This is a genomic window from Sphingobacterium allocomposti, assembly GCF_008124885.1.
Lineage (GTDB): Bacteria > Bacteroidota > Bacteroidia > Sphingobacteriales > Sphingobacteriaceae > Sphingobacterium > Sphingobacterium allocomposti.
The window spans coordinates 208,868-234,771 of record NZ_VNHX01000001.1; the positions used below are offsets into that span (position 1 = coordinate 208,868).

The 25,904-nt window shown below is 48.2% G+C and carries 21 protein-coding genes; 14 read left to right on the top strand and 7 right to left on the bottom strand.

From position 1 onward, the window contains the following. Positions 1–54 precede the first annotated feature (54 nt). The 3 genes from BC792_RS00685 to BC792_RS00695 form a co-directional block, all read right to left on the bottom strand. Positions 55–432, bottom strand: a complete 378-nt coding sequence (locus BC792_RS00685; protein WP_148907054.1) for an SdpI family protein — start codon at positions 430–432, stop codon at positions 55–57. 147 nt (positions 433–579) lie between these two features. Then, a complete protein-coding gene (locus tag BC792_RS00690) occupies positions 580–1,140 on the bottom strand; it encodes a hypothetical protein (RefSeq protein ID WP_148907055.1) in 561 nt (186 codons plus the stop codon). A 113-nt stretch (positions 1,141–1,253) separates the two neighbouring features. Next, positions 1,254–2,039 (bottom strand): SAM hydrolase/SAM-dependent halogenase family protein, encoded by a 786-nt coding sequence (locus BC792_RS00695; protein ID WP_148907056.1) that lies wholly within the window; start codon positions 2,037–2,039, stop codon positions 1,254–1,256. Positions 2,040–2,774: 735 nt separating this feature from the next. Between BC792_RS00695 and BC792_RS00700 the strand changes: the two genes are divergently transcribed. The 11 genes from BC792_RS00700 to BC792_RS00750 all read left to right on the top strand — a co-directional run bounded on the left by BC792_RS00700 (position 2,775) and on the right by BC792_RS00750 (position 12,657). After that, positions 2,775–3,740, top strand: a complete 966-nt coding sequence (locus tag BC792_RS00700; protein WP_148907057.1) for a PhoH family protein — start codon at positions 2,775–2,777, stop codon at positions 3,738–3,740. A 31-nt stretch (positions 3,741–3,771) separates the two neighbouring features. Beyond that, on the top strand, positions 3,772–4,719 hold the full coding sequence (locus BC792_RS00705; RefSeq protein ID WP_148907058.1) for a phosphoribosylaminoimidazolesuccinocarboxamide synthase: 948 nt from the start codon (positions 3,772–3,774) through the stop codon (positions 4,717–4,719). A gap of 477 nt (positions 4,720–5,196) precedes the next feature. After that, on the top strand, positions 5,197–5,577 hold the full coding sequence (locus BC792_RS00710; RefSeq protein WP_148907059.1) for an STAS domain-containing protein: 381 nt from the start codon (positions 5,197–5,199) through the stop codon (positions 5,575–5,577). Continuing rightward, positions 5,574–6,488, top strand: a complete 915-nt coding sequence (locus BC792_RS00715) for a ribonuclease Z (protein ID WP_148907060.1) — start codon at positions 5,574–5,576, stop codon at positions 6,486–6,488. Before BC792_RS00710 ends, BC792_RS00715 begins: the two co-directional genes overlap by 4 nt. Positions 6,489–6,535: 47 nt before the next feature. Beyond that, the gene (gene hisC / locus BC792_RS00720) at positions 6,536–7,603 is read left to right on the top strand and encodes a histidinol-phosphate transaminase (RefSeq protein WP_148907061.1); all 1,068 of its coding nucleotides are present in this window, start codon (positions 6,536–6,538) and stop codon (positions 7,601–7,603) included. 56 nt (positions 7,604–7,659) lie between these two features. Beyond that, positions 7,660–8,799, top strand: a complete 1,140-nt coding sequence (gene hisB, locus BC792_RS00725; protein WP_148907062.1) for a bifunctional histidinol-phosphatase/imidazoleglycerol-phosphate dehydratase HisB — start codon at positions 7,660–7,662, stop codon at positions 8,797–8,799. A 50-nt stretch (positions 8,800–8,849) separates the two neighbouring features. Next, a complete protein-coding gene (gene hisH / locus BC792_RS00730; protein WP_148907063.1) occupies positions 8,850–9,449 on the top strand; it encodes an imidazole glycerol phosphate synthase subunit HisH in 600 nt (199 codons plus the stop codon). Between the two features lie 55 nt (positions 9,450–9,504). Beyond that, entirely contained in the window at positions 9,505–10,257 is a 753-nt protein-coding gene (locus BC792_RS00735; RefSeq protein ID WP_148907064.1) for a 1-(5-phosphoribosyl)-5-[(5-phosphoribosylamino)methylideneamino]imidazole-4-carboxamide isomerase, read from the top strand. A gap of 1 nt (position 10,258) precedes the next feature. Next, on the top strand, positions 10,259–11,011 hold the full coding sequence (gene hisF / locus BC792_RS00740; RefSeq protein WP_148907065.1) for an imidazole glycerol phosphate synthase subunit HisF: 753 nt from the start codon (positions 10,259–10,261) through the stop codon (positions 11,009–11,011). A 55-nt stretch (positions 11,012–11,066) separates the two neighbouring features. Beyond that, positions 11,067–11,651 carry a bifunctional phosphoribosyl-AMP cyclohydrolase/phosphoribosyl-ATP diphosphatase HisIE gene (gene hisIE / locus BC792_RS00745; RefSeq protein WP_148907066.1) on the top strand — a complete coding sequence of 195 codons (585 nt, stop codon included), beginning with the start codon at positions 11,067–11,069 and terminating at the stop codon, positions 11,649–11,651. A gap of 91 nt (positions 11,652–11,742) precedes the next feature. Next, positions 11,743–12,657 carry a WD40 repeat domain-containing protein gene (locus BC792_RS00750; RefSeq protein WP_148907067.1) on the top strand — a complete coding sequence of 305 codons (915 nt, stop codon included), beginning with the start codon at positions 11,743–11,745 and terminating at the stop codon, positions 12,655–12,657. 128 nt (positions 12,658–12,785) lie between these two features. On the opposite strand, the gene BC792_RS00755 is transcribed toward BC792_RS00750, so the two are convergent. Together BC792_RS00755 and BC792_RS00760 are read right to left on the bottom strand one after the other, a co-directional pair. Next, positions 12,786–13,256, bottom strand: a complete 471-nt coding sequence (locus BC792_RS00755) for a GAF domain-containing protein (protein WP_148907068.1) — start codon at positions 13,254–13,256, stop codon at positions 12,786–12,788. A gap of 136 nt (positions 13,257–13,392) precedes the next feature. Beyond that, positions 13,393–15,168 carry an aminopeptidase P family protein gene (locus tag BC792_RS00760; RefSeq protein ID WP_148907069.1) on the bottom strand — a complete coding sequence of 592 codons (1,776 nt, stop codon included), beginning with the start codon at positions 15,166–15,168 and terminating at the stop codon, positions 13,393–13,395. A gap of 1,480 nt (positions 15,169–16,648) precedes the next feature. Between BC792_RS00760 and dacB the strand changes: the two genes are divergently transcribed. The 3 genes from dacB to ruvA all read left to right on the top strand — a co-directional run bounded on the left by dacB (position 16,649) and on the right by ruvA (position 21,292). Then, complete coding sequence (gene dacB, locus BC792_RS00765) at positions 16,649–18,064, top strand: D-alanyl-D-alanine carboxypeptidase/D-alanyl-D-alanine endopeptidase (RefSeq protein WP_148907070.1); 1,416 nt, start codon at positions 16,649–16,651, stop codon at positions 18,062–18,064. A 300-nt stretch (positions 18,065–18,364) separates the two neighbouring features. Next, complete coding sequence (locus BC792_RS00770) at positions 18,365–20,644, top strand: NADP-dependent malic enzyme (protein WP_148907071.1); 2,280 nt, start codon at positions 18,365–18,367, stop codon at positions 20,642–20,644. 63 nt (positions 20,645–20,707) lie between these two features. Next, positions 20,708–21,292 carry a Holliday junction branch migration protein RuvA gene (gene ruvA / locus BC792_RS00775; protein WP_148907072.1) on the top strand — a complete coding sequence of 195 codons (585 nt, stop codon included), beginning with the start codon at positions 20,708–20,710 and terminating at the stop codon, positions 21,290–21,292. 635 nt (positions 21,293–21,927) lie between these two features. Here ruvA and BC792_RS00780 read toward each other — a convergent pair. Together BC792_RS00780 and BC792_RS00785 are read right to left on the bottom strand one after the other, a co-directional pair. Next, a complete protein-coding gene (locus BC792_RS00780) occupies positions 21,928–23,151 on the bottom strand; it encodes a DUF4374 domain-containing protein (protein WP_148907073.1) in 1,224 nt (407 codons plus the stop codon). A 29-nt stretch (positions 23,152–23,180) separates the two neighbouring features. Continuing rightward, complete coding sequence (locus tag BC792_RS00785) at positions 23,181–25,526, bottom strand: TonB-dependent receptor domain-containing protein (protein ID WP_148907074.1); 2,346 nt, start codon at positions 25,524–25,526, stop codon at positions 23,181–23,183. Between the last annotated feature and the right edge of the window lie 378 nt (positions 25,527–25,904).

Below are 25,904 nucleotides of genomic sequence, written 5' to 3' on the forward strand. Positions count from 1 at the left end.
AAATGGCGGGTAGCATAGGGTTTGCTCGTGGCGTTCTTTCAAAAGTTGTTGTCTCTAATACTCTTTGTTAGGAAGATTTGCACGGCCCAGCTTTTTTAATTTTGCCTCAGTTATAACCATCAGAACAATCGAATAGGTAAAGAACAAAACCATGGATAGTATTTCAATGAGATTTATATCTTTTATCTGCAATAAGGTCAAAGACAATATTTGGAATAGAATGATAAGGGGAATTGCCAAAAGCCATTTCCCAAAGTAGAACCTTTGGGAAAAGTCCCAGTTTTCTTGATTTTTCATTGAATTGAACGTTCGATATCCCACAATGCCGTTGATCTTCCTTTTGGGCAAAAAGTACATTAGCAAGGTCACAAAGCTGATGACCATATCACAGAAAAGAATGTCCATATAATCTTTAAAAAAAACTACTTCCATTTTTCGTCTTTATGGTTTCTAACTCCAAACTCGGGTGGGGGCCAGACGTGTTGGTTATATATAAACTAAAAGGCTGAGTTCCGTGGAAGAGGTCCGGCACTGCTGGTTGGGAGCTATCTAAGTTGTTAAACCTGTTTGAAGTAGCTTTTACGGTTTCTGCAGGTTATGTCTTAGTTTCCGATGATTGGTATATAGCGTATAAACAACGATGAGGAGTACAAAGACGATGGCCAGCAGCAGGTATGTCCAAAGGTGGTTGGCGTGATCTTCTTCGTCCATACCTGCGATCTGCGCGCGGAGCCGCTCATTTTCAAGCTGAAGCTTGGTTATGGTTTTCATATAGGCAGAAACCTGTTGGTCGTACTCTGCCGCTAATGCTTTATTACGGCTACTTTCAAAATCTTTGATGTCCAGCAGCTTTTTCGTCTCAACGAAAATATTGTTGTCGGTTAAAACAATCTGCTGCAGGATGTCAATAGACCGTTGCATGTCGGCCTTGGTTTTGAATATGCCGAAGATGCCTGTTTTTTTCTGCAGACTGCTGTTGTAGTCGCCGAATCGCTTGCTGCGTTCTTCCAGAAGCGTATTCACCCGTTGTCTTTGCTGTTCGAAGCTCACCGTGTCCGGATCCATGGGTTGCCCGCCGTAAAGAGCTGTAATAAAGGCTGCGTTTAATACAAAAATTAGTAGAAGTGCAATTTTGTTCATCTCTCAATTCGCTTTGGTTCTGCTTTTTTCCTTTATCCCTCGGGGAGTCGGACTGTTTCGCTCTTTATGAAACGGGAGCGTCAAGTGACGTATATTCCGGTCGCATAACGCGGCTAACGGTCCAAAAATTCGATCATGATGATCTCGTCCTGATGAAGACCCAACAACCGGCTGGCATGTCCCTTGTTAATGGCAATCTCGAGAAAATTGCTGATCCCAAAAAGGCAAAGTTTTTCGCCCTCCGGAACCTCGTTGTAGTGCCAGCTTAGCTTGTTGATCGTCTCGTTGCGTTTAAAGTGCAGCCTAAAGCTGCGACCCTTTTGTACGTCATTAAACAGCTCCTTGCTGATATTGCTGATCACGTTGCCGAAGGAGTCTATATACGACACATGTCCCTTGATAATGTTGTTGTCTACCAGCGGTTGGACCATCACCTTCTTTAAAGGGCGCTCCATCGGCTGTCCAATTTCGGATAGCCGCCCCCCTTTAGCAATGTGGCACGCCGCTTTCGTCAGAATGTCTGCCAGCGGAAAGTGCAAATAACGCAAGTCCTGCATGATGTCTATTTCGAAAAGTTCCTGAGGGGGCTTTTCGCCCAGAATAATGCTGAAGATACCATTGTCTGCGCCAACGAAGAAGTGGTCGTCGAATTTCATCATGGCATAATGTGAGCCTTCCTGAAACACGGTATCGATACCGATGAGGTGAACCGTGCCTTTCGGAAAATAATGGAAGGCGTTTCGAAGGACAACGGCCGCACGCTGTATATCAAAAGAAGGGATCTCGTGGGTTATGTCTACGAGCCGGACATCAGGCAATTGCGATATAATGCTACCTTTCAGCGCAGCCTGATAAAAGTCGCGATGTCCTAGATCTGTCGTTAGCGTAATTACTCCCATAGCGTACCTTCTAAAGATACTAAAATCTTAATGTGCTGATATACTTTTTTTAAACCTTCGTGAGCAGCGCCGTCAGTAACGCCGGTGAACATATAGATGAAGGCCCGCTGTCCATAATAATGTATTAGACATAGTTCGTGATGTCCCTTTAAAACCGAGCATGAGCAGCCCATCCATCCTTGAATACTACAGCAATGAATAAGCCAACATTTTCAGAAAAAAGGACTACAAAGTTAATAAAAGAAACGGCAATAATGTTCTTAAAAGCCTAAATAAATTCGCTGCGGTCTGTAGTATATTCTATCGGCAGGTTAAAAGAGCCCGTTGCGCATTGCGTCGCGTATTTGTTATTCGAACGCCCGGTTTCGACAGAGGCTGTACTGAGCCTGCCGAAGTGCTCAACCTGACATGGTCAGAAAGTACTGGTATCATTCAGAGCCTGTCGAAGGATGGACATGCTCTTTGATAGCCTTATCTGACATTGAAAATACCTAAAATGTCCAATTTTCGCCGACCATAGGCTAAGACATCATTATAGTTTGTACTTTTGACACGATGGCTTGCCCTCATCGCGAAAGTCCTGGCGACCGCGGAGCAGGCCGCTCTGACTCCCTGTCGGATAAACGGGGTGCACAACAGTGGATACGGTTAGAAAAAATGTGTAGGGGCAGGTAGGAGATATTGCATATAAACGGAAATTTATCTAAGTTTATTTCAGAATTTAAAAAGAGAAATTTGAGCGAAGTACTTATACATTTAGATGACGTCAATCTGATGACGTTATGGGGCCCTCAAAATGAACATTTTGAGCTTATCAAGCGAGGTTTTCCCAAGCTACGACTTGTGGCCCGTGGCAACGAACTGAAAGTGCTGGGGGAGGAGTCTGAGCAGGTCCGGTTTAAGGACGTGTTTCAGCGGATTCTAAGCCATATAGAACAGTTTCAGACACTGAACGTCAATGCGCTGGAGGATCTCGTCGGAGCGCCGGGAAAGGCCGAGCGAAAAGAGGAGAAGAAGGAAGGTGAGGCACCACAGGCCTTTAAAGGAGAACCCATCGTATACGGTCCCAACGGTATAATCGTGCGTGCCCGTACACCGAACCAGCGCCGTATGGTCGACAGCATAGCGAAGAACGACATCCTGTTTGCGATCGGGCCGGCCGGTACGGGAAAGACTTATACAGCCGTGGCGCTGGCCGTCCGCGCGTTGCGCAACAAGGAGATAAAAAGGATCATCTTAACCCGCCCGGCGGTAGAAGCGGGGGAGAACCTTGGTTTTCTTCCCGGCGATCTGAAAGAGAAAGTCGATCCATACCTGAGACCGCTGTATGACGCCTTGGATGATATGATTCCCGCAGAAAAGCTAAAGGACTATCTGGAGCGTAGAGTCATCGAGGTAGCCCCGCTGGCGTTTATGCGGGGCAGAACACTGGACAACTGCTTCGTAATTTTGGACGAAGCGCAAAATGCTACAGACATGCAGCTTAAGATGTTTTTAACCCGTATGGGACCGACGGCGAAATTTATAGTAACGGGCGATCTGACGCAGATCGATCTTCCAAAGAAGACACAGTCGGGCTTAGCAACTGCGGTAAAGCTGCTGGACAGCATTGAGGGCATCGAGATCATACATCTCAGCGGCTCCGATGTGGTGAGACACAAGTTGGTGAAACGTATACTGGAAGCTTACGGAGATATTTAATCAGAAAGAGCGTGCGGGGCACGAGTAAAATATGAATGCAATAAAAGAAACAAATTTTAATTTCGAAGGACAAACCGCTTTTTATAGGGGTAAGGTACGTGATGTATATACTATAGCTGACAAGTATCTGGTGATGGTCGCTTCTGACCGTATCTCGGCATTTGATGTTGTGTTGCCTAGACCGATCCCTTATAAAGGGCAGGTGCTCAATCAAATTGCCGCTAAATTTCTGCAGGCAACACAGGACATCGTTCCGAACTGGGTGCTATCAGTGCCTGATCCGAGTGTAACGATAGGTCATCAATGCGAGCCGTTCAAGGTGGAAATGGTTATCCGCGGGTATCTGGCCGGACACGCCTGGCGTACATATAAAGCCGGAGGGCGCACACTTTGCGGTGTGTCTTTACCGGAAGGACTGAAAGAAAACGATAAGCTGCCCGAGCCTATCATAACGCCAACAACAAAAGCTGCAGTTGGCCACGACGAGGATATTTCGCGCGACGAAATTATCGGTCAGGGTATCGTGAGCGAGACCGATTACATACAGCTTGAGCAATATGCACGCACGCTGTATCAGCGAGGGGCCGACATGGCCCGTGAGCGCGGATTGATTCTCGTGGATACAAAGTATGAATTTGGTAAAAAAGACGGACAGATCTATTTGATGGACGAGATCCATACACCCGACTCATCGCGCTATTTCTATGCAGAAGGATATGAAGAGCGGCAGGCGGTGGGAGAGCCGCAACGGCAGCTGTCGAAAGAATTTGTCCGTCAGTGGCTGATCGAAAACGGCTTCCAAGGTAAGGAAGGCCAGACAGTGCCGGAGATGACGGACGCTATTGTCGAATCGATTTCGGCCCGTTATATCGAACTATACGAGCACATCACCGGAGAGCCTTTTCAATATCCGTCCGAAGGCGAAGTGGTCAGCCGTGTAGAACGTAACGTCAAAGACGCGCTGGGGAAGCTGCAGTAGCCAACGCGTACATCGGAAAACGAAAAGCAACGTTGTTTGTTCGATGATATGCATGGTCTTCCGGAAGTTTAACGGTAGGGGGCTACGGCGCCCCCGTTGTGCTGCCGGAAAGACGTCCTTTACGGGCGGCATCACTTGTGTTAGCCGCTGATCTATTGCGATATGCATATTCATGTTTGAAAAGCCGGCCGACCGCGCAGGGATACCAAGAAATGAGGCGTCAGTAAACACGGGCACAGAGGGCCACGGATCAGCATGAATGCGATAGCGAAGAAGATGAGCAGTAAGTCGAAATATTCCAAGCGGTCATAAAAGAGCCAAAATGCGAAGCATTCGCGAACACATGGAGATCCAACAAGCATACCGCCAAGGCAGCATGAACCGGTGAAGCGAGCTCATCTATACAATTGAAATTAAACAGTTGAAACCATGACGGCTTATTCAAGGGCTGAATAAACCGGAAAACAAATTATACGGATGAAATTTACAGTTGATAAACACGAGCGTTATGTAGTAATTGAACCGCTGACCGACTTTTTGGACGGTGAAGCGGCAGCGAAATTAAAAGGGGAGTTTATGCTGCGACACACCGGAGGGCAGCGCAACATCGTTTTGAACCTTTGTCACGTAGGCGACGCCGATGAAGATGGCTTGCGCATGGGGCTGCTTGCAAGACGATTATGCAAAGCTTCTGGCGGATTGTTCATTCTCACGGGGCTGAACCAAAAGTTAAAAGAACTGTTGCGGGTGACAAATCTCGAAGGATACTTCAAAATCGCGCCCTCAATCTCTAAAGCAGAGGATATGATTTTCGGGAACGAGATCCGCTTAGATCTACGGGGAGAACAGGCACAATGACACGGTTTGAGGTGTTGATTTTGGGCAATAGCTCTGCTACACCCATGTATGGACGACACCCTACCGCCCAAATTGTCAATTTTAATGAGCAGCTGTTTCTGATAGACTGCGGAGAAGGTACCCAGATGCAGCTGTTCCGGTACGGAATACGCAGCAATAAAATTAGCCATGTTTTTATCAGCCATCTACATGGCGATCATTATCTGGGGCTTGTCGGGCTCTTATCTTCCCAGCATTTAATGGGCCGGCGGGCAGACCTACATCTGTATGGGCCCCCGCCGTTAAAAGAAATTCTTGATCTGCAGTTTAAGCATTCGGATACGCAGCTCCGCTACAGGCTGATCTTCCACCCCACGCGGACAGATGGCGTCGATGTCCTTTTCGAGACCCCTGCACTGAAAATAAGCAGTTTCCCGCTCAGACATCGTATTGCCTGTACGGGGTTCCGCTTTGATGAGGGCAAGCGGGCGGTAACCTTAAACGGGGACGAGGCAGAGCGGCTTGCGATTCCGATGTCGTATAGAAAGCTGCTGAAGCGGGGGATCGACTATGTCGACGCCGATGGGCAGGTACACCGCGCCATCGACCTCACTTTTCCTGCTCCGCCATCCCGAAGTTATGCCTATTGTTCAGATACCGTCATGACAGACGAATATTTCGGCGCGATAAAGGGAGTTGACCTGCTCTACCATGAGTCTACGTTTCTTCATGATATGGTAGACCGTGCGAAGGAAACATTTCATACCACCAGCCTGGAGGCCGCTCAGGTCGCCCGGACCGTACAGGCGAAGAAACTTCTGCTTGGCCACTATTCTGCCCGCTACAAAGATCTCCAGCCTCTTTTGGACGAATCGCGGACGGTTTTTACCGAGACCTTCCTCTCGGAAGAAGGTAAGTGGTTTTTAGTATAGGGATTTTGTAGATTTTTCCCCATATTTACACGCTCAATAAAAAAGTTATGAAAGAGTCTTTTAGCCTAGACGCTCTGCTGAGACATAATATAAAAAAACTCGTTCCTTACTCATCAGCGAGAGATGAGTTTAAGGGGGAGGCTTCCGTTCTGTTGGATGCGAACGAGAATGCGTTTGGGTCGCCCTATAGTAAAAATTACAACCGTTATCCGGACCCGCTGCAACAACAGCTGAAGACGAAACTGCACCAGATAAAAGGCGTGCCACCGGAAAATATATTCTTAGGGAACGGCAGCGATGAGGCGATCGATATTCTCTTTCGTGCCTTCTGCGAGCCGGGACAGGATAACGTTATCTTGGTACCTCCTACCTACGGGATGTATGAGGTGTCCGCGAATATCAACAACGTGGCGTATCGCAAGGTCAATCTGACGGCAGACTACCAGTTGGATCTCGACGGAATAGCTGCTGCCATCGACGTAAATACGAAGTTAATTTTCTTGTGTTCGCCGAACAATCCGACAGGCAACAGCATCCGCCGTCAGGATATCGAAACGATTTTAGTCAACTTCGATGGGATTGTTGTTGTGGATGAAGCCTACATCAACTACGCTAAGCAGCCTTCCTTTTCGAAAGATCTGCCTGAATTTCCCAATCTCGTGGTGTTGCAGACACTATCTAAGGCTTGGGGCCTCGCCGCATTGCGGCTGGGGATGGCTTTCGCCAGCCAGGATATTATCGCTATCTTTAACAAGATTAAGCCCCCGTACAACATCAACCAGGCGACACAGGAAATAGTCCTGGAAGCGTTGGATCGGGTGGATGTGGTCAATGAGTGGATTAAAGAAACGGTAACCGAAAGAGAGAAATTGGCAACGTCGTTACGGGAGCTGCCTCAAGTGGAACATATAACGCCATCCGATGCTAATTTTATATTGGTGAGGCTGGAGCAGCCACGTGCGTTTTATACCTTTTTGGTCGAGCGGGGCATCATCGTGCGGGATCGCTCCAAGGTGGAACTCTGCGAGGGATGCCTCCGGCTGACGATTGGAACGCCCGAAGAAAACAAGGCGTTGTTACACGCGATTCACACGTTTTATAATCATACTTCGTAATAGCCTGAGACGCTTAAACGCGACTTAGCCGCTATTCGACTTTACGTTTTATACATATGCCTGACTTAGTGAAAAGAGTATTGTTTATCGACAGGGACGGAACATTGATCCTGGAGCCGGAAGATGAACAGATAGATTCATTTGCAAAGCTAAAATTTTATCCGGGCGCTTTGCAGTATTTACCGCGTATAGCGAAAGAACTGGATTTTGAGCTGGTACTTGTTTCTAACCAGGACGGGCTCGGCACAGCTTCGCATCCAGAGGAAAACTTCTGGCCGGTACACCGGTTTATTATCGATACATTTGCGGGGGAGGGAGTTGTATTTGCAAACGAACATATCGATCGGACGTTTCCCCATGAGAACGCCCCCACGCGTAAGCCGGGCATAGGTATGCTGCAGGCCTACTTCGATATTGCCGCATACAACCTTGCTGAATCTTTCGTTATCGGCGACAGGGTGAACGATGTAAAGCTTGCCGAAAATCTGGGGGCCAAAGCGATTTGGCTTCGGAACAACGACGAGCTGGGAAGGGCGGAGAACGTGGCTTTTGAAAGCGCTTCGGTGGCATTGGAAACGACCGACTGGAAGTCCATATACGAATTTCTGAAGCTGGGGACCCGTAGCGGGCAGCACCGACGGAAGACCAACGAGACCGATATCTTTATCGAGCTTAATCTCGACGGTTCGGGAAAAGCCGACATAAGCACAGGGCTTCCGTTCTTCGATCATATGCTCGATCAGATAGCACGTCACGGTTCTCTGGACCTTACGGTCAAGGCAACGGGTGACTTACATATTGATGAACATCATACCATAGAGGATACCGGTATCGCGCTAGGTGAGGTGTTTTTGAAGGTATTGGGCGATAAGCGGGGTATCGAACGTTATGCATACACGCTGCCTATGGACGACTGCTTAGCGCAGGTAGCCATCGACTTCGGCGGACGAAGCTGGATTGTCTGGGACGCCACATTTAAACGGGAAAAAATTGGCGATATGCCAACGGAAATGTTTTTTCACTTCTTTAAATCTTTTTCCGACGCATCCCGGTCTAATCTAAATATTAAAGCCGAAGGAGAAAACGAACATCATAAAATTGAAGCTATATTCAAGGCTTTTGCCAAGTCCATAAAAAAGGCCGTACGACGGGACGCCGAGAATATGCAGCTTCCGAGTACAAAAGGGGTGCTGTAGCAGACCTGGGATAGAACAGGTAGCAGCGGGACGTCTTAAAATATCACACAATGGTAGGAATAGTAAATTACGGGGCAGGAAATATTTTTTCGCTTACGGCGGCTCTGGACCGCGTAGGAGTACAATATGGCATGATCAACAACGAGGACGAGTTTGATCATTATGAGCGCATCATTATCCCAGGAGTCGGTCATGCCGGCGCGGCGATGGACAAGCTAAAGAACTCGGGGCTGGCTGAGCGTATCGTTACGCTTCGGAAGCCGGTGTTGGGTATCTGCGTGGGCATGCAGCTGCTGACATCCTACTCCGAAGAAGGCGACGCTGATCTGCTGGGAATTGTGCCGTTGAAGACGTTACATTTTTACAAAAGAATCGACGAAAAGGTACCCCATATGGGGTGGAACAGTGTGTCCCCGCAAAATGGGTGTGTTCTTTTTCAGGGTATCCCCGATAATAGCTATTTTTATTTCGTGCACTCGTACTTTATCGAATCGGATGACACGTATACAAGCGCGAGGTGTAATTATGGCATAAATTTTTCTGCTTCTATACAAAAAGACAATTTTTTCGGGGTACAGTTCCATCCCGAAAAATCGGGAAAAGCAGGCGAACAGCTGTTGCTGAATTTCTCAAGAATGGTTATTAGCTAGGGGCTAATGACAGATGGCTATTTGATTTTTAATTTTTGACTTTTAACTTTAACATATGTATATCATTCCTGCAATTGATGTTTTGGACAAGAAGGTTGTCCGTCTGAGAGAGGGTAACTACAACGATGTCACGACGTATGATATCTCGTTGGAAGAACAGATCGAAAAATACCACGCTAATGGTACGGAAATCGTTCATATCATCGATTTGAATGGCGCCAAGGGCGATTTCAGCAATCAGGAGTACCTGTTTGACATCATTCAAAAGACGGAGATGAAGGTGCAGTACGGCGGCGGCGTCAGAAGCATCGAAAAGGTAAAAGAGCTGGTAGACGCGGGTATCTATCGCGTTATTGTTGGTACACAGGCTATTACGAATCCCCACTTCTTGGAGGAACTAAGTAAGTTGAATGAGGGACGGGTGAAATACGCCGACCATATCGTTATTGCCATTGATGTTTTAGACGAAGTTATCAAATACTCGGGATGGTTGGAGAGCTCGCCGATCAAGCTTATTGAGTATATAGATAAGTGTTTGGCGCTTGGATTTTTTCGTTTTTTATGTACAGACATCAGTAAGGATGGAAAGTTAGGCGGTGCCGGTGTGGAGCTTTACCAGAAGTTATTGGATCATTCGCCGATTATCAAGTTAATAGGTTCTGGCGGCATCAGTTCGATGGACGACATTAAAGCCTTAAATGCGTTGGGACGGATGGAATCGTGCGTCGTGGGCAAGGCTATTTACGAGAATAAGATTACGATCGAGGAAATTAAAGACTGGAATCTTAAATCGCTTATCAACTTTTAACATGTTAGCTAAGCGAATCATCCCCTGTTTGGATGTAAAAGACGGACGTACTGTCAAAGGGGTCAACTTCGTTGATCTGCGCGACGCCGGCGATCCTGTGGAGCTTGCCTGGCAATATTCCGAGCAGGGAGCAGATGAACTGGTTTTTCTGGATATAACAGCCACCTATGAGGGTCGGAAAACAACCATAGAACTGGTAAAAGCGGTGGCACGCCAGGTAAATATTCCGTTTACCATTGGCGGTGGGATCAACGAGCTAAGAGATGCCGAAGTGCTATTAAATTCGGGGGCCGACAAGATTTCTATCAACTCGGCAGCTGTGCGGAACCCGTCCTTGATCGATCAGTTGGCCAAGGCGTTCGGACGGCAGTTTGTTGTAGTTGCCGTGGATACACGCCTGGTAGACGGACAGAACTTTGTCCACCTTCGCGGCGGACGCGACAAGACGGAAATACAGACAGAAAATTGGATCAAGGAAGCCGAAGAACGTGGCGCGGGAGAAATCCTCTTAACTTCGATGGATCACGATGGTACGAAGAACGGCTTTGATAGTGCATTGTTGAAGCGTGTGAACGACCGTATACAAATACCGCTGATAGCGTCGGGCGGGGCTGGAAGCCAGCAACATTTTGTGGATGTCTTTCAACAGGCGAATGTTGACGCGGCGTTGGCGGCTTCTGTTTTTCATTACGGGGAAATTCTTGTACCGGAGCTGAAAGACACCTTGCGTAAAAACGGGATCGTTGTCCGATAATGCCGAAGCCGGTAGGAGCGCCCCATATTTATGATTTTAATTTTGAGTTTTTAACATGCTAGATTTTGCAAAAGGAGATGGGCTGATACCTGTCGTTATACAGGATGACCAGACGCTCGAGGTGCTGATGCTCGGCTACATGAACCAGGAAGCTTGGGAGAAAACCGAGCGCGAAGGGCGTGTTACTTTTTATTCGAGGAGTAAAAACCGCCTTTGGACGAAAGGAGAAGAAAGCGGAAACTTTTTAAAGGTTGTGTCTGCCCATATCGATTGCGATCAGGATACGTTGCTGATAAAGGTGGTCCCCGCTGGGCCAACCTGTCATACAGGAGCAAGAAGCTGTTTCCAGACGGCATACAACCAAAACTTCCTGCTACAGCTGGAGCGCATCATCCAAAACCGTTATGACGAACCTTCGGACGAGTCCTACGTGAATCGTCTGCGCCAACGGGGCTTAAATAAAATTGCGCAGAAAGTAGGCGAGGAGGCGGTCGAGACTGTCATCGCAGCGCTTGCGGAGACGGAGCACGACTTTATCAACGAGTCGTCGGATCTGCTTTTCCACCTGTTGGTGCTGCTTCGTGAAAAAGGCCTCGGTCTACAGACAATTGCCAAAAATCTAGAGAGCAGGCACCAATAGCGGTCGGTTGATACCAACCTACCGGGCGAAAGAAAGTATTTTAAACTGCGCCGGCCGATAGGCCGCCCGCAGGAGCAAAGGACGATAGCACATGTATACGACAGATATTTCATTAGCGAAGACATTGACGGGGCATCAAAATCCGATTTTCGCACTAGCGGGAATGCCCGGCTCGCCTACGCTATTTTCGGCAGGAAACGATAAGGGAATTGTGGAATGGGATATCGCGTCGGGCAAATTCGTCCGTATCTTATGTGCCGTTCCATCCGCGGTGTATACGCTTTGCTGTCTGCCGTCTAAAGATATGCTAATCGCCGGAATGCGCAATGGTGAACTATGGTGTGTGGATATTGGCCGGCAGCAACTAATCCATAAGATGAAGACCGAGACGGGCGCCATTTTTTCTGTTAAGGTACTCCACGGGAAAAACGAGCTCATCGCCATCGGCGAGGAGGGTACGGCCTATGTGTGGTCGTTAGATTCCTTTGAGCTGCTGTACCGCTTCCGCGTATCCTCAACGACCGTGCGTACCATAGAGCCGTATCCGGGGGGCAGGCAGCTCGTGTTCGGCGATAAAGACGGCACGCTGTATCTTTATGACGTTAACGATTTTAAAGAAGTCGAAAAGAAGAAAGTGCATAGCCTTCCCGTGACCGCACTGCACGCTACCGAGACTTACCTTTATTCCGGCGGGCGGGACGCCCAGCTGTTTCAGATGGAGCAGAAGGATCTAGCGATAGTCCGGAATATCACACCACATATGTTTACAATATACGGCATCCTGCCGCATCCCACGGCGCCGGTTCTTGCGACTGTCAGCAGGGATAAATCAATTAAGCTGTGGGATAGCACATCCCTATCTCTCCTGAAAAATGTCAGCGTGGACCGAGGCTATGACGGACACAGGCTATCGATCAACACGGGGCTGTGGATGGAAAACCAGCTTATCACTGCCGGAGACGACAAGCTGATAAAAATTTGGGATGTCGTTGCCCGCGAAGCGTAGCCGCGAACGGCTGGAGCGCTTATTCTGCCGCTACTTTAAAAACTGATCTGCGTCTGCTGAAGTGCCCAACATGACAGCAAAGTGAACGCGTTTCAGACACCGTGTTCTATAATGCTAAAACATCGAGCTTAGGCTATAAGGCTGCAGATTTGCTCAAGATACGTAGCATCTATCTGATCGAAGTGGTTAAGAAATTCACTGTCTACGTCCAGCACGCCAATACATTGATCATTTTGGAATACGGGAACAACTATTTCTGAGCGCGACAGGGAACTGCAGGCAATATGTCCCGGAAAAGCATCTACATCGGGAACAATGACAGTGGAGCCCTTTTGCCATGCGGAACCGCAAACGCCTTTACCATACCCAATACGCGTACACGCGACGGGGCCTTGGAATGGGCCTAACACCAATTGTTCATCTGTAACCAGGTAAAAGCCCACCCACCAAAAGTTGAATTGTTCTTTTAAAGCAGCAGCTATGTTTGCCATGTTGGCGATGCGGTCGGTCTCGCCGCTTACAAGCGCCTCGATCTGCTTAAAAAGCAGTCGATATTGTTCTTCCTTGGAGCCTGTCGCTATTTGTAAATCCTCAGCCATATCTTGTTTATTTCTGCAAAGTTAGTACTTCCGATGGTATTCCTGTCATCCCCCGGTCATGTCAGACGGAGCTTTAGAAGCCCCGGTTGACATGGCCGGGGTGAGTCCGGGAGGCGTCTATCCTTCGATAATGTTCTTAAATGGCTTTGGTTTTCTCCCGCAGCCACGTTGCTTCTTCTTCAGTAAGGTGATCCGCCAGCTTTTCAAAGACCCAGGCATTGTAATTGTTGAGCCAATCGATGTGCTTTTGGTCCAGATGTGTTTTATCTACCAGATCCGTGTCGATATAGCAGATCGTCAACGTTTCGAAATGGAGAAACTCGCCAAATGCATTGTTTTTTAAAGTCTTCGTAAGGACAAGGTTTTCGATACGGATGCCGTATTCACCTTCGCGGTAAAGTCCGGGCTCTATCGAGGTAATCATGCCTTCCTCTACGGCGATATCGATATTCGACGGATTAAAGGTGTGTGGCCCTTCATGTACATTTAAGAAGAAGCCGACGCCGTGTCCGGTACCATGTCCGTAGTTGCGGAAGGTTTCCCAGATCGGCCGGCGTGTAATGGCATCGATCTGATAACCGCGTGTACCTATTGGAAAAACCGCCATTGAACCCTCTATGGTGCCCTTGAGAACAATTGTATAATCTTCCTTTTCAGCAGCCGTAATGTTTCCTAAGGACACGACGCGGGTGATATCGGTTGTACCATCTCTGTACTGTCCTCCAGAGTCGATCAGCAGCAAACCGTGCGGCTGCAATGTGGCGTTGCTCTCTTCTGTGGCCTTATAGTGGGGGAGGGCGCCATGCGCACGATAGCCGGCGATGGTGTCAAACGAGATATCCACAAACCCTTCGCCCTCGGCGCGCAGTTGCTGCAGACGTTCCGCAATCGACATTTCGGTGAGGTTTCCTTGTGAAACATGCTCTTCTATCCACTTGAAGAAGCGCGTCATGGCCACGCCGTCTTTAACCATGGCATTGCGTGTGTGCGCAATTTCCACCTCATTTTTTAATGCCTTAAGGCGCGTTGAAGGGTTAATATCCTCCACAATCCGCGTGCGCTTCGGTACAGCATCGTATAGCGCAAAGCACGTGCGTTTCGGATCCAGCAAAATGCTGTCCGCCTGTATGTTAGCTACCGCGTTAAACGTGTCTTCATACGGCTTTATGGTCACGCCGGCCTCCGCCAGCCGCCCGCGCTCCGCGTCAGATAACTTACGCCCATCCATAAATAGCGTGGCCTGTTCCTCTTCCAATAACAGGAAGCCCAGCACGACAGGGTTACACTTTACGTCACTTCCACGCATGTTCAGCACCCACGCTAAGTCGTCCAGCGAGGATATGAGATGCGCTTGAGCACGCTTTGCTTTAAGCTTTTCGCGTACACGCTCCAATTTGTTTTCCGTCGACATGCCGGTAGTCATTTCGTCCAGGAGGTAGGCTTTCGCTGTCGGAAGCGCAGGACGCTCCTTCCAAATCACGTCCAGCAGATCGAGGTGCCCGTCCACGGCTATGCCTGCCGGTCTCAGTGCTTCTTCTACAGCCTTTGCAACAGCCACCGAAGCTAGGTTGCCATCAAAGGCGACCCTGCTGCCGGGGGCTAGACGTTCCGCCAGCCAAAATGCATACTCAGCAGCTCCCTGTACCTTCAGTTTTACCAGTTCAAACCCTGAGCCAGCAAGCTGTTCGGCAGCTTGGACAAAGTAGCGGGAGTCTGTCCACAGGCCGGCAAAGTCCTGCGTGATGGCCAAGGTGCCTGCAGATCCCGTAAAGCCGGAAACCCAAGCTATACATTTGTACCGCTCCGGCAGATATTCGCTAATGTGGGGGTCAGATGATGGAATTATATACGCGTCGATGCCGCGAACCTTCATCTGTTCACGTAACGCCTGTAACCGTTCTACATGTGCCATTTTTATTCTTTTCTAGTACGGCCGCAATTTAGAAAATATGTTAGGAATAACGGTCTTTTTCGTCTCATTTTAGTTGGGGGTAATAAGGTTTGTAAAAGCCGTAAAGTCGTTGATTTGTGAAGTCGTGAAGTGGGTGGCTAATGGCAGATGGCTGATAGCAGATAGCTAATAGCAGATGGCAAATGGCCAACATATAAAGTCGTAAAGTCGTTGATTTGTGAAGTCGTGAAGTGAGTGGCTAATAGCAGATAGCAGATGCTGATAGCAGATAGCTAATGGCAGATGGCTGATAGCAGATGGCTAGTGGCGGATGGCTATAAATCGTGAAGTGGTTTTTGATAGCAACGAGCGTCATCTAACCATTCTAACCCATCTAACTACTCTAACTCCTAATAATAGCCGTAAAGTCGTTGATTTGTAAAGTCGCGAGGAGGTACGACGAAGCGATCTAATCTGCTAACTATTCTAACTTCTGATTTCTAACTTCTCACTTCTAATAGCTATAAGCCGCCGAGTCGTTGATTTGTAAAGTCGTGAGGAGGTACGACGAAGCGATCTAACCTGCTAACTATTCTAACTTGTCATTTCTAACTACTCACTTCTCCATACTAACTACTCAAATCTCACTTCTAATATCTGACTTCTCACTTCTTCATAGCCCCTCAACCCGGGGCGGGGTTTTACTTGGAGGGACCCAAGTAAACAAGGTCCTCCGGCCGAGGTTCTTGATGCTACCGTGCCTTATCCTAGCCTAAACCGTTCCAAACTCACTACGTTCAGACAAGGAACGGTTCTTCACGGCTAGTATGACGGCCCGCTGACGCAGTCGAACCGATGCCGGTTCTTTCCCTCCGCTCAAGGCAGCCTTTCCATAGAGTTAGCCGTAAAGTTGTGGATTTGTAGGTCGTCGTGTCTAAGCACAACGATTGACCTCGTAGAGGTCATATCCCGATAGAAAACCGGGCATCAATTACACGACCCCATAGGGGTCGAATATCTCTTCGCGATAGGCATAGCGAAACAAAGTTGCTAGTTAATAGCTAGGCAGATGGCTATAAGCCGCAGAGTCGTTGATTTGTAAAGTCGTGAGGAAGTACGACGAAGCGATCTAACCTGCTAACTATTCTAACTTGTCATTTCTAATTTCTCACTTCTAATAGCTAATAGCGGATGGCTGATAGCAGATAGCTAATGGCAGATGGCAAATGGCCAACACATAAAGTTGTAAAGTCGCTGATTCGTAAAGTTGTGGATTTGTGGTCGCGAGGAGGTCCGACGAAGCGACCTAACCTGCTAACTATTCTAACCTGCTAACTATTCTAACTTCTCACTTCTCACTTCTCACTTCTCACTTCTCACTTCTCAAATCTCACTTCTCAAATCTCACTTCTCAAATCTCACTTCTGATTTCTAACTTCTCCAATTACCAATCACCATCTAATCAATTTTTAATTAAGTTTGCTTGAAAGAACCATATAGAATGAAAACGAGTTTATACTGTTTCTCGCTCATTGCTATGCTGTATACCGGCAGCGTACACGGGCAGGGAGTCAAAGAAAAAATCGCGTCGGCCTACCAGACATTTGCGCACGACGGAAGACTGAGAAATGGAATCGCCGCATTCACCGTGCTGGATGGGAAAACCGGCGCCGTTATCTTCTCCGATAACGCATCACTGGGACTGCCGACGGCGTCTACCATGAAGGTGATCACGTCTATCACCGTACTGGACATACTTGGGCCCGAGTATCGGTTTAAGACGCAGCTAGCGTATGCCGGCACCGTTGATAGCCTCGGTGTCCTGCACGGCGACCTTCTTATTTCAGGATCTGGCGACCCGACCCTGGGGAGCGACCGCTATCCCGATGCCACCGAAGCTGCTGTTATGAACAAGTGGATAGCAGCCGTCAGACAGGCGGGAATCTCGCACGTCAATGGACGCATCGTCGGCGACGATCTACATTTCAACGGGAACGATATTCCAGGCGGATGGAGCTGGAACGACATGGGGAATTACTATGGCGCGGGTATATCCGGGCTTAACTGGCGGGAAAACAAAGCCGGTATCACCTTTTCGCCCGGCAATGTGGGCCAACCGGCATCTATCGTAAAAATCAGCAGTCCGCTCGAAGGTATTACTCTTGTCAATGAGGTGACTACAGGTGCCGACGGCACCGGCGACAATGTGTACGCCTATGCCGCTCCCTACTCGCAGGTTATATACGTACGCGGAACCTACGGCAGGGACCTTAAGAAGACCATTGAAATCTCCGTACCTGACCCCGCCATGGATCTGGCGCAGCAGTTTACCGCTGCCCTGTATAACCAAGGAATTGCCGTGGATAGCCTACCGACCACAGGGAGACGCCTTCGGAACCAAGGACAGCGGCTGAGCCCGCCAAACAAGGTGCTGGATACGCACCAATCGCCGCCTCTGCGTGATATTGTGTATTGGTTTAACCAGAAAAGTATCAATCTATACGGAGAGGCCCTGCTTAAAACGTTCGGCCTCGTAAGCGGCAACAAACCGGGAACGGGCGAAGCGGCGCAACTGGTAACAAAATACTGGGAACAGAAGCTAAAAATTCAGGGCAGCGAGCTGAAAATAATAGATGGCTCGGGGTTGTCTCCGCAGAACAGGGTCACGACGGCCGCGATGTCCGGTATCATGCATTACGCGCAAAGCCGCCCGTGGTTCGCCGACTTCGAAAAGAGCTTGCCGACGATCAATGGCATGTCCATGAAGAGCGGAACCATAGGAGGTGTACTCGGATACACGGGATACCATCAGGGAAAGTCGGGACAGGTTACGTTCTCGCTGCTGGTCAATAATTATACAGGGAGCAGTTCGTCTATGCGTCAGGCGATGTTTAAGCTCCTTGACAGCTTAAAATAGGTGCTCTTCAATGAGGATGTGCCCGACCATGGATGACTCGAATGCTGGGCAGTGAGCTGGGGAATTTTCTATTTGCGGTGGTGAGCAGACGCAAAAGAATAAAATGACAGCTTCGGAAAAAAATTAGCGAATCTTCTTTTGAAGTTTTAGCTTTGTAGCGAAATAATAACACAATTTTAGCAGTAAATGACGTTGAAGGTACTGGATACAAAGAGCAGATGCATAGCGCAAAGTTGCGGTTTTGCAGCTCCTGTGGATCGGTACTTCTTCTACTTTACGTAACATTTTTTTACTTAGGATATGAGTAACAACAGAAAAAAAGATGCGTTGGATTACCACGCCATGGGCAGACCTGGAAAGATAGCCGTGGTGCCAACGAAGCCGCACAATTCACAGCGCGACTTATCACTAGCATACTCGCCGGGCGTAGCGGAGCCTTGCCTGGCTATTGCGCAGAATAGTGAAGATGCTTACAAATATACTTCTAAGGGCAATCTTGTCGCCGTTATCAGCAACGGTACCGCCGTATTGGGCCTGGGGGATATCGGCGCTCAGGCCGGTAAACCGGTTATGGAAGGAAAGGGATTGTTGTTCAAAATTTTTGCGGACATTGATGTGTTTGACATTGAACTGGACACAAAAAATGTGGACGAATTTGTCAATATTGTAAAGGCGCTGGAGCCTACTTTCGGTGGGATCAACCTGGAGGACATTAAAGCCCCCGAATGTTTCGAGATAGAGCGCAGGCTGAAGGAAGAGATGAACATTCCGGTGATGCATGACGATCAGCATGGGACCGCGATTATTTCAGGAGCGGCGTTAATTAACGCGTGTGAACTGACGGGGAAGGACATCAGCCAGATTAAGATCGTGGTCAATGGTGCGGGGGCCGCAGCGATCTCGTGTACTGCAATGTACATCGCCGTGGGCGCGAATAAAGAAAATATCGTTATGCTGGACAGCAAGGGAGTGATCCGCAAAGATCGCGAAAACCTGGACGGCACGAAGGCAGTCTATGCTACCGACCGCGATATCCACACCCTGGAGGAAGCGGTGAAAGGGGCAGATGTCTTCATCGGCCTTTCGGCAGCCGACGTACTTACGCCTGATATGCTTCGGTCCATGAACCCCCGTCCGATCGTGCTGGCTATGGCCAATCCGAATCCCGAGATTGCATATGACTTGGCGCTAGAAACGCGCGACGATGTTATTATGGGGACAGGACGTTCAGATTTTCCGAACCAGGTCAATAACGTATTGGGATTCCCATACATCTTCCGTGGTGCCCTGGACGTACGTGCTACGGGGATTAACGAAGAGATGAAGATTGCTGCGGTGCATGCATTGGCGGCCCTGGCGAAGCAGCCGGTGCCGGAAGAGGTAAATCAGGCGTACGATACGAGCAATCTGAAGTTCGGCCCGGATTACATTATTCCGAAACCAACAGACCCACGGTTGATTACGGAAGTGTCGGTAGCGGTGGCGAAAGCGGCGATAGCTTCTGGCGTTGCGCGGAAGGAGATTGCCGATTGGGACAAATACAAGGAAGATCTTCGTAAGCGCCTCGGGAAGGATGATGGCATTATGCGCAATCTAACAACCAAAGCAAAGCAAAATCCTAAGCGGGTGGTATTTGCTGAAGCCGACAACTATAAAACCCTGCGTGCAGCACAAATCGTCAAGGAAGAAAAGATAGCCCATCCGATCTTGCTTGGCAACAGGCAGAAAATAGAAGGACTAATCAAAGAATACGACTTCGAGTTGCAGGGCGTGGATATTATCGATCCGAACGAGGAGAAAAATTCAGAACGCTTTCAACGATTTACGCAGCACTTATATAAGCGTAGGCAACGTCGCGGCATCTCCGAGAACGATGCAAAAAAGCTAATGACCAACCGCAATTATTTCGCTGCCAGCATGGTGCAGTTTGGCGAGGCTGATACGCTGATCTCGGGGCTCACGAGAAATTACGCCTCGACAATTAAGCCTGCACTGCAGGTTATCGGAGCAAAACCGAATAGCCGCGTGGCGGGGATGTATATGATGCTAACCGCGAAAGGACCGATCTTCTTTGGCGACACTACCGTAAATGAGGACCCAACGCCCGAAGAATTGGCCGACATTACGATGTTGCTCGAAAACGCCATTAAACGTTTCAATATAAAGCCACGGATTGCCTTGTTGTCTTATTCGAACTTCGGGTCTAATGACGGTCGCGTAGCAACAAAAATGCGGGAGACGGCAAAGATTTTACGGGAGAAGGCGCCGGACGTCATTGTCGATGGCGATATTCAGGCGAACTTTGCATTGAACAGCGATCTGCTGAAGGCTAATTTTCCGTTTAGCACGTTAAACGGGGAAGCGGCTAATACGTTGGTATTTCCAAACTTAGAATCGGGAAACATCGCGTACAAGCTACTACAGGAAGTTGGCAATGCAGAAGCTGTCGGGCCTATTCTGCTGGGGATGAATAAACCTGTACACGTTTTACAGCTGGACAGCTCAGTCCGCGAGATCGTTAACATGGTGACTATCGCTGTAGTGGACGTGCAGGAGCACGAAAAGGAAAGCAACCGCTAGTCGCGGCGAAGGCGGGTGGTACCGATTGGCGGTGCCACCGTTTTATACTTTTATCTAATTATCATGTACGATTACTTTCAGGGGAGGCTTGTTTTTAAGGCTCCTACGCATGTTATCCTTGATGTGGGAGGTATAGGTTACCATATCCATATATCGCTGACTACATTTTCTCAGATCAAGGATCAGGAAAGCTGCAAGCTTTATGTGTCGTTTCAGGTGCGGGAAGATGCGCATACGCTTTACGGCTTTGCGACCGAAGCAGAGCGACAGCTATTTAACCACCTGATTTCCGTGTCGGGCATCGGGCCTAATACTGGCCGGATGATGCTTTCTTCCATCACTCCCGAAGAGATTCAGTCAGCGATTATCAACGGACAGGTGCAAGTCATTCAGAAAATTAAAGGAATCGGACCGAAATCAGCACAGCGCGTGATTTTGGAGCTGCAGGACAAACTGAAGAAACAAGGGGCAGATGCCCTTATTCCAATGCCTATCACCAAACAATCTGTTCCGGAGGAGGCGCTTACGGCCCTGGTCATGCTTGGATTTGGTAAGCCGCAGGCGGAAAAGGTATTAAATGGTCTGGTGGCAGCAGACCCCAACCAGACGGTCGAAGAGTTGATAAAAGCAGCACTTAAGCGACTTTAAACACGAGGCTAATGGCTGTTGACCCATAGCTTATCGCTGCTATCTGCCATTAGCCGTCGGCTATTAGCCATCTGCCATTAGCTATTAACTAGCAACTTTGTCTCGCTATGCCTATCGCGAAGAGATATTCGACCCCTATGGGGTCGTGTAATTGATGCCCGGTTTTCTATCGGGATATGACCTCTACGAGGTCAATCGTTGTGCTTAGACACGACGACCTACAAATCCACAACTTTACGAATCAGCGACTTTACGACTTTATGTGTTGGCCATTTGCAATTTGCTATTAGCTATCTGCTATCTGCCATTAGCCACCCACTTCACGACTTCACAAATCAACGACTTTACAACTTTATGTGTTGGCCATTTGCTATTATCTATCTGCCATCAGCCATCAGCTATTAGCCACTCACTTCATGACTTCACAAATCAACGACTTTATAGCGATGGCCATTCGCCATTTGCTATTAGCTATCTGCTATCAGCCATTTGCCATCAACTATTAACCACTTTGAAACGGCCATCTTCTTACTGAAAAAAATCCTCGAAATAGTCCGCTATCGCTTCGTCTTTTTCAGTGGAACCCAGCCATTTCAAAGCATTCTGAGGCCAAAAATCGGCGTTGAACGATGGTATTATTCAACCTTCGTAACGGCGGTTATCGAACCTCCTTCAACACGTAACCCTTGCGTTGCGGTGGCCGTAGAAGCATCTACTTTATAAACATAGCTTACGGCGTCTGTCGTAGCGACGCCGATATAGGCCACGCCGTCCTTGGCTGTATAGTTATTGTATGTAACCGCTTTAATTTTGCTGAGCTCAGGCATGCCGGTTACGTCCTTAAACGTTTTATTATATACATCTACAATTCCCATATGTTTACCGTCGGTATATCCCGTTCCTTTTTCCGAAGGAGTAGTCATCTGCACAACAAACTTACCTTGCCCGACATAAATCCAGTTGGTGATATTTTTACCGTTGCTCACCGCTTCGATGTCAAAATAGTAGTCGTCGAATGCGGTTGTGCCCGCGGGAACGCGCACAATGGCCGATGGCTTTGTGGAATTCAGCTTCTTATCGCCTGTCGCTACGGAAGAAGAAAACGCATATACATCGCCTTTTTCGTCTACAGCCAGCCCGTCTCTGAAATAGCGTCCAATGTAGCTGATGCGGTCGTCTTTGATGACCGTCTCCAAGGACATATCGGGGTAGGAGTATACCGCAATCCAGGCATTGTCTGGAAAGGCAGTCTCAAACGCCGCCTCGCAGCACGCCTTGACAGACATAAACGGTGCATACACTTTGTTGCCGACCTGTTTGATCCATGTGAAGAAGGCTGATTCCCCGTTTTTAAGGATATCTTGTACATTCATTGTGCCCTCTTTGGTTATTGTTAAGCTGTTTGTGTTCACCTGATAGTAGTTGGCCAGCGGGTTTGTGATGGCTCTCGGGATCTTCAGCATCAGTATATCATCGTTGACCGGTGCGAATGCCTGTACCGTTTCGCTTTGGAAATTGCTTAACTTATTTAGTTTTCCGCCGACGATGTCGTAGGTGGTCACCGCTCCGGGATTTCCCTGTCCATAGAGCATGCTGAAAAATTTGTTATTATGCGTTACGTAATAGCGGTATGTGCCGTCTTGTTCCACACCATTTCCCAGAATGGATACAGTACCCGATTCAAGGCTTCCGGTTGTAACCAGATAATCGGCAACAGCTTCTGATGCTACTGGCGTAACAGCAAGTACAAAGTTACCTCCGGCTGGTGTCTCGGGGGACGGGCCATCACTTTTGCATGAAAATGCTCCTAAAGATACCATAGCGCCTACGGCCAGGCTTGTCCATTTGTTCGTTCTCATATTGAAATATTTGTGTTTTATAAATTTGTTTAATGTGCTTTCTGAAGGTAGTATCGCAGGTTTACGTTGAAAAACCGGCCAGGTTTCTGCAGGCTGAAATTGTCAAATAGCTGGGCGTCGCCGATGTTGTTGACTTCTATACCGATGTTGTACCGTCCGTCTTTCAAGCTGTAGACGAGCGAGATGTCATGGCTCAGTTGTTTCGGGATCTCCCGTTTTTCGTCAGACACCGAAGTCCCCCCAAGGCTTGGCCAGTAAAGCCAGAACCGATGCACGTAAAGCAGGTTATAGTTGAGGTTTAAGACGTTTCCGCGCCCACCGAGATTGCGGAAAGCGAGCCCCACATTGGTGTTCCCAAAGAGATAGGGGATATTCGGCATCTGATCGTTATAAAGCGGACTGATACTGGTGTATCCCTCTTCATATTTTTGTTTGTTCTGTAAATATTGATAGGTTAAGGATCCGCCGATATTGAAGAGCCTCTTGTACGAGTAACGGAATTCTGCATCGACACCCCGCGTGCTTACACCGTCCCGGTTGTCCGCGATGAGTTTTGTCTGATTATTATTAAAACGATTATAGATAAAATCAAATGCATACCGGTAAATAAGGTTACCCCCTGCAGAAAACCGATGCGCGTCGCCCGATTTCCAGTCGTAAAGTGCCCCCAGATTGATGTTATGGCTATGCTCCGGCTTTAAGTTGAAGTTGCCGTCCTGGTTTTCCACGTCCCCGAATAGCTCATAAGGTGTAGGAAGGCGGTTTGTCAGCTCGTACGACGCTTTCAGTTGTAACGCAGGTTTTGGAAAGTAGGTCGAGGCAAAGCCATAACCAAACTCGTGGGAACTGGTGTTGGTAATATCCTCATTTTTGTTGTGTTGGAACAGGTACTTCCCAAATAGAGTCGAGCTCCACACTCCGTCGAGCGTATAGCTGTAACCTACGCCGAGTACGTTTTTCAAGGTCCTCTTTCCGGTCTCGTAGAGACTCGACTGTTCGTCGAGTGTATTTTCGCCCTTTCTATTGAAGGTAGTCGCAGTGTTGCCCAATGAGATAGACTGTTTTTCGGATATTTGGTAATCAGCTGTTAAAGAGGCTAGTCCTTCATTATTTCGATATTCGTACAACTGCCGGCTTCGCTCACCGTTTACGCCCGTTTCTTTATAGTTTCCATACCAATCGTACCGTCGGTTTAATGTGTCAATGTTTTGCTCGGTGCCTAGGTTGAAGTTAGCGTTCAACGCGATATTCAACCCCTCTATTAGATCATTTTTTTGATATTTGAGCGTGGGCATTATAGTGTTTCCCCGTCGGTGTATACCCCCAAAAACCGTGGTCATCCGGGCGCCGGTCTGGATTTCTTTATAGTTTTTACCCAGTGTTATGCCTACCAGTAAACGATCTGCATAAGGTTTGTTTACTACGCCCAACTGAGCAATCAGCGCCTCATTGTGAAACTTATCGTGAAATCTCTTTACGGATGCATTTCGCGCGTAGGCGCCGGTGTTTATATCGGCGGCATCCACGGTTACACTATAATTGTTATCTGAATAATTCTGATAAGCGTTTAACTGTACCGTGAAGCCTTTTTTTGAAATGTAACCTGTATTGATGACGGTACGGTGGGTGTTAAAAGATCCATAACCGTAGGATACATCAACGTAATTTGTTGGTTTCGTGGAAGTGACAATGTTAACTGCTCCGCCTAGCGCATCGGTGCCGAGCCATATCGGCACGACGCCCTTGTATACTTCGACGCGCTCAGCCATATTGATGGGAATATTATTCATCTGGAACGACGAACCGAAGTTATCCATCGGGATGCCGTCGATAAAATAGCGGACATGGTTGCCAGAGAAGCCGTTCAACGACAGATTCATAGTGGAGCCGAGCCCCCCCGATTGGCGTACGCGTACCCCGGGGACACGGTCCAGTGCGCTGGCGATGTTCATGCTCGAATTGTACAGTTTAGTAGCGTCCAGCGCCGTCACGTTGTAGGCTTGTCTGTTGACTTCTTGTACCTTCGTGAAACCCACAACTTCGATCTCCTCTATGTGCCGGTCTTCCGCCTCCAGATAGAAGGCGAGCAGGTCGTTCGATCTGCCGTCCACCACGGTCATTCTTTGTTTTAACGGTTTAAATCCGAGTGCGGTGATTTCAATAAGCAAAGATGCCCCCGGTGCTGCCCGGAAAGAGAAAAGACCCTCTTCGTCGCTTAGCAATGCTTGCTGGCCTATGCGGATGCTGGCTGCCGGCACCGGGCTTTGTCCGGATGACACCCGTGCGCGGTAAACTTCTGTCTTCTGTTGTGCCGTCGTCGGGGAAATACAAAACAACAGAACGATAATTAGAAAAAAAGTACTATTTTGTTTCATCTTTTAATGGTCATGCGTTAGAAGAAGCTACGTATTGTACGTAGGGTAAGCAGGGCTAATTGCCGTTAGCCCGGTTTTAAGGCGTCATAGTCGAATTGCCGTTCGCTATGGCGCTATTTTATGGATTTCAGCCTGATTTCATTACTATGTTTCCTGTTAAACAGTTATGGTTGTCGCCATGTTCTGTTTATTTAGATTTAGTATAAACAACGCAAATGTAGTTTTCTATTTAATGAAGTGCAAGTGTTTTTTTAATTATTCGCGAAAAAGGGGTGGATATAAGGAATGGACTGCGGTTGTTTCGTCGGCTTCGTAATGTCCGCAGCTAGACAGTTTTGGAAGTGAGAAGTCAGATATTAAAAGTGATATTTGAGTAGT

What these genes read in the sequence shown, in the direction of transcription:
- BC792_RS00715 (WP_148907060.1), top strand. Translation starts at nt 5,574, where the DNA reads ATGACACGGTTTGAGGTGTTGATTTTGGGCAATAGCTCTGCTACACCC.
- hisH (WP_148907063.1), top strand. Translation starts at nt 8,850, where the DNA reads ATGGTAGGAATAGTAAATTACGGGGCAGGAAATATTTTTTCGCTTACG.
- BC792_RS00685 (WP_148907054.1), bottom strand. Translation starts at nt 432, where the DNA reads ATGGAAGTAGTTTTTTTTAAAGATTATATGGACATTCTTTTCTGTGAT.
- BC792_RS00705 (WP_148907058.1), top strand. Translation starts at nt 3,772, where the DNA reads ATGAATGCAATAAAAGAAACAAATTTTAATTTCGAAGGACAAACCGCT.
- hisC (WP_148907061.1), top strand. Translation starts at nt 6,536, where the DNA reads ATGAAAGAGTCTTTTAGCCTAGACGCTCTGCTGAGACATAATATAAAA.
- BC792_RS00770 (WP_148907071.1), top strand. Translation starts at nt 18,365, where the DNA reads ATGAGTAACAACAGAAAAAAAGATGCGTTGGATTACCACGCCATGGGC.
- BC792_RS00750 (WP_148907067.1), top strand. Translation starts at nt 11,743, where the DNA reads ATGTATACGACAGATATTTCATTAGCGAAGACATTGACGGGGCATCAA.
- BC792_RS00735 (WP_148907064.1), top strand. Translation starts at nt 9,505, where the DNA reads ATGTATATCATTCCTGCAATTGATGTTTTGGACAAGAAGGTTGTCCGT.
- dacB (WP_148907070.1), top strand. Translation starts at nt 16,649, where the DNA reads ATGAAAACGAGTTTATACTGTTTCTCGCTCATTGCTATGCTGTATACC.
- BC792_RS00690 (WP_148907055.1), bottom strand. Translation starts at nt 1,140, where the DNA reads ATGAACAAAATTGCACTTCTACTAATTTTTGTATTAAACGCAGCCTTT.
- BC792_RS00710 (WP_148907059.1), top strand. Translation starts at nt 5,197, where the DNA reads ATGAAATTTACAGTTGATAAACACGAGCGTTATGTAGTAATTGAACCG.
- BC792_RS00695 (WP_148907056.1), bottom strand. Translation starts at nt 2,039, where the DNA reads ATGGGAGTAATTACGCTAACGACAGATCTAGGACATCGCGACTTTTAT.
- BC792_RS00785 (WP_148907074.1), bottom strand. Translation starts at nt 25,526, where the DNA reads ATGAAACAAAATAGTACTTTTTTTCTAATTATCGTTCTGTTGTTTTGT.
- ruvA (WP_148907072.1), top strand. Translation starts at nt 20,708, where the DNA reads ATGTACGATTACTTTCAGGGGAGGCTTGTTTTTAAGGCTCCTACGCAT.
- hisF (WP_148907065.1), top strand. Translation starts at nt 10,259, where the DNA reads ATGTTAGCTAAGCGAATCATCCCCTGTTTGGATGTAAAAGACGGACGT.
- BC792_RS00755 (WP_148907068.1), bottom strand. Translation starts at nt 13,256, where the DNA reads ATGGCTGAGGATTTACAAATAGCGACAGGCTCCAAGGAAGAACAATAT.
- hisIE (WP_148907066.1), top strand. Translation starts at nt 11,067, where the DNA reads ATGCTAGATTTTGCAAAAGGAGATGGGCTGATACCTGTCGTTATACAG.
- hisB (WP_148907062.1), top strand. Translation starts at nt 7,660, where the DNA reads ATGCCTGACTTAGTGAAAAGAGTATTGTTTATCGACAGGGACGGAACA.
- BC792_RS00780 (WP_148907073.1), bottom strand. Translation starts at nt 23,151, where the DNA reads ATGAGAACGAACAAATGGACAAGCCTGGCCGTAGGCGCTATGGTATCT.
- BC792_RS00760 (WP_148907069.1), bottom strand. Translation starts at nt 15,168, where the DNA reads ATGGCACATGTAGAACGGTTACAGGCGTTACGTGAACAGATGAAGGTT.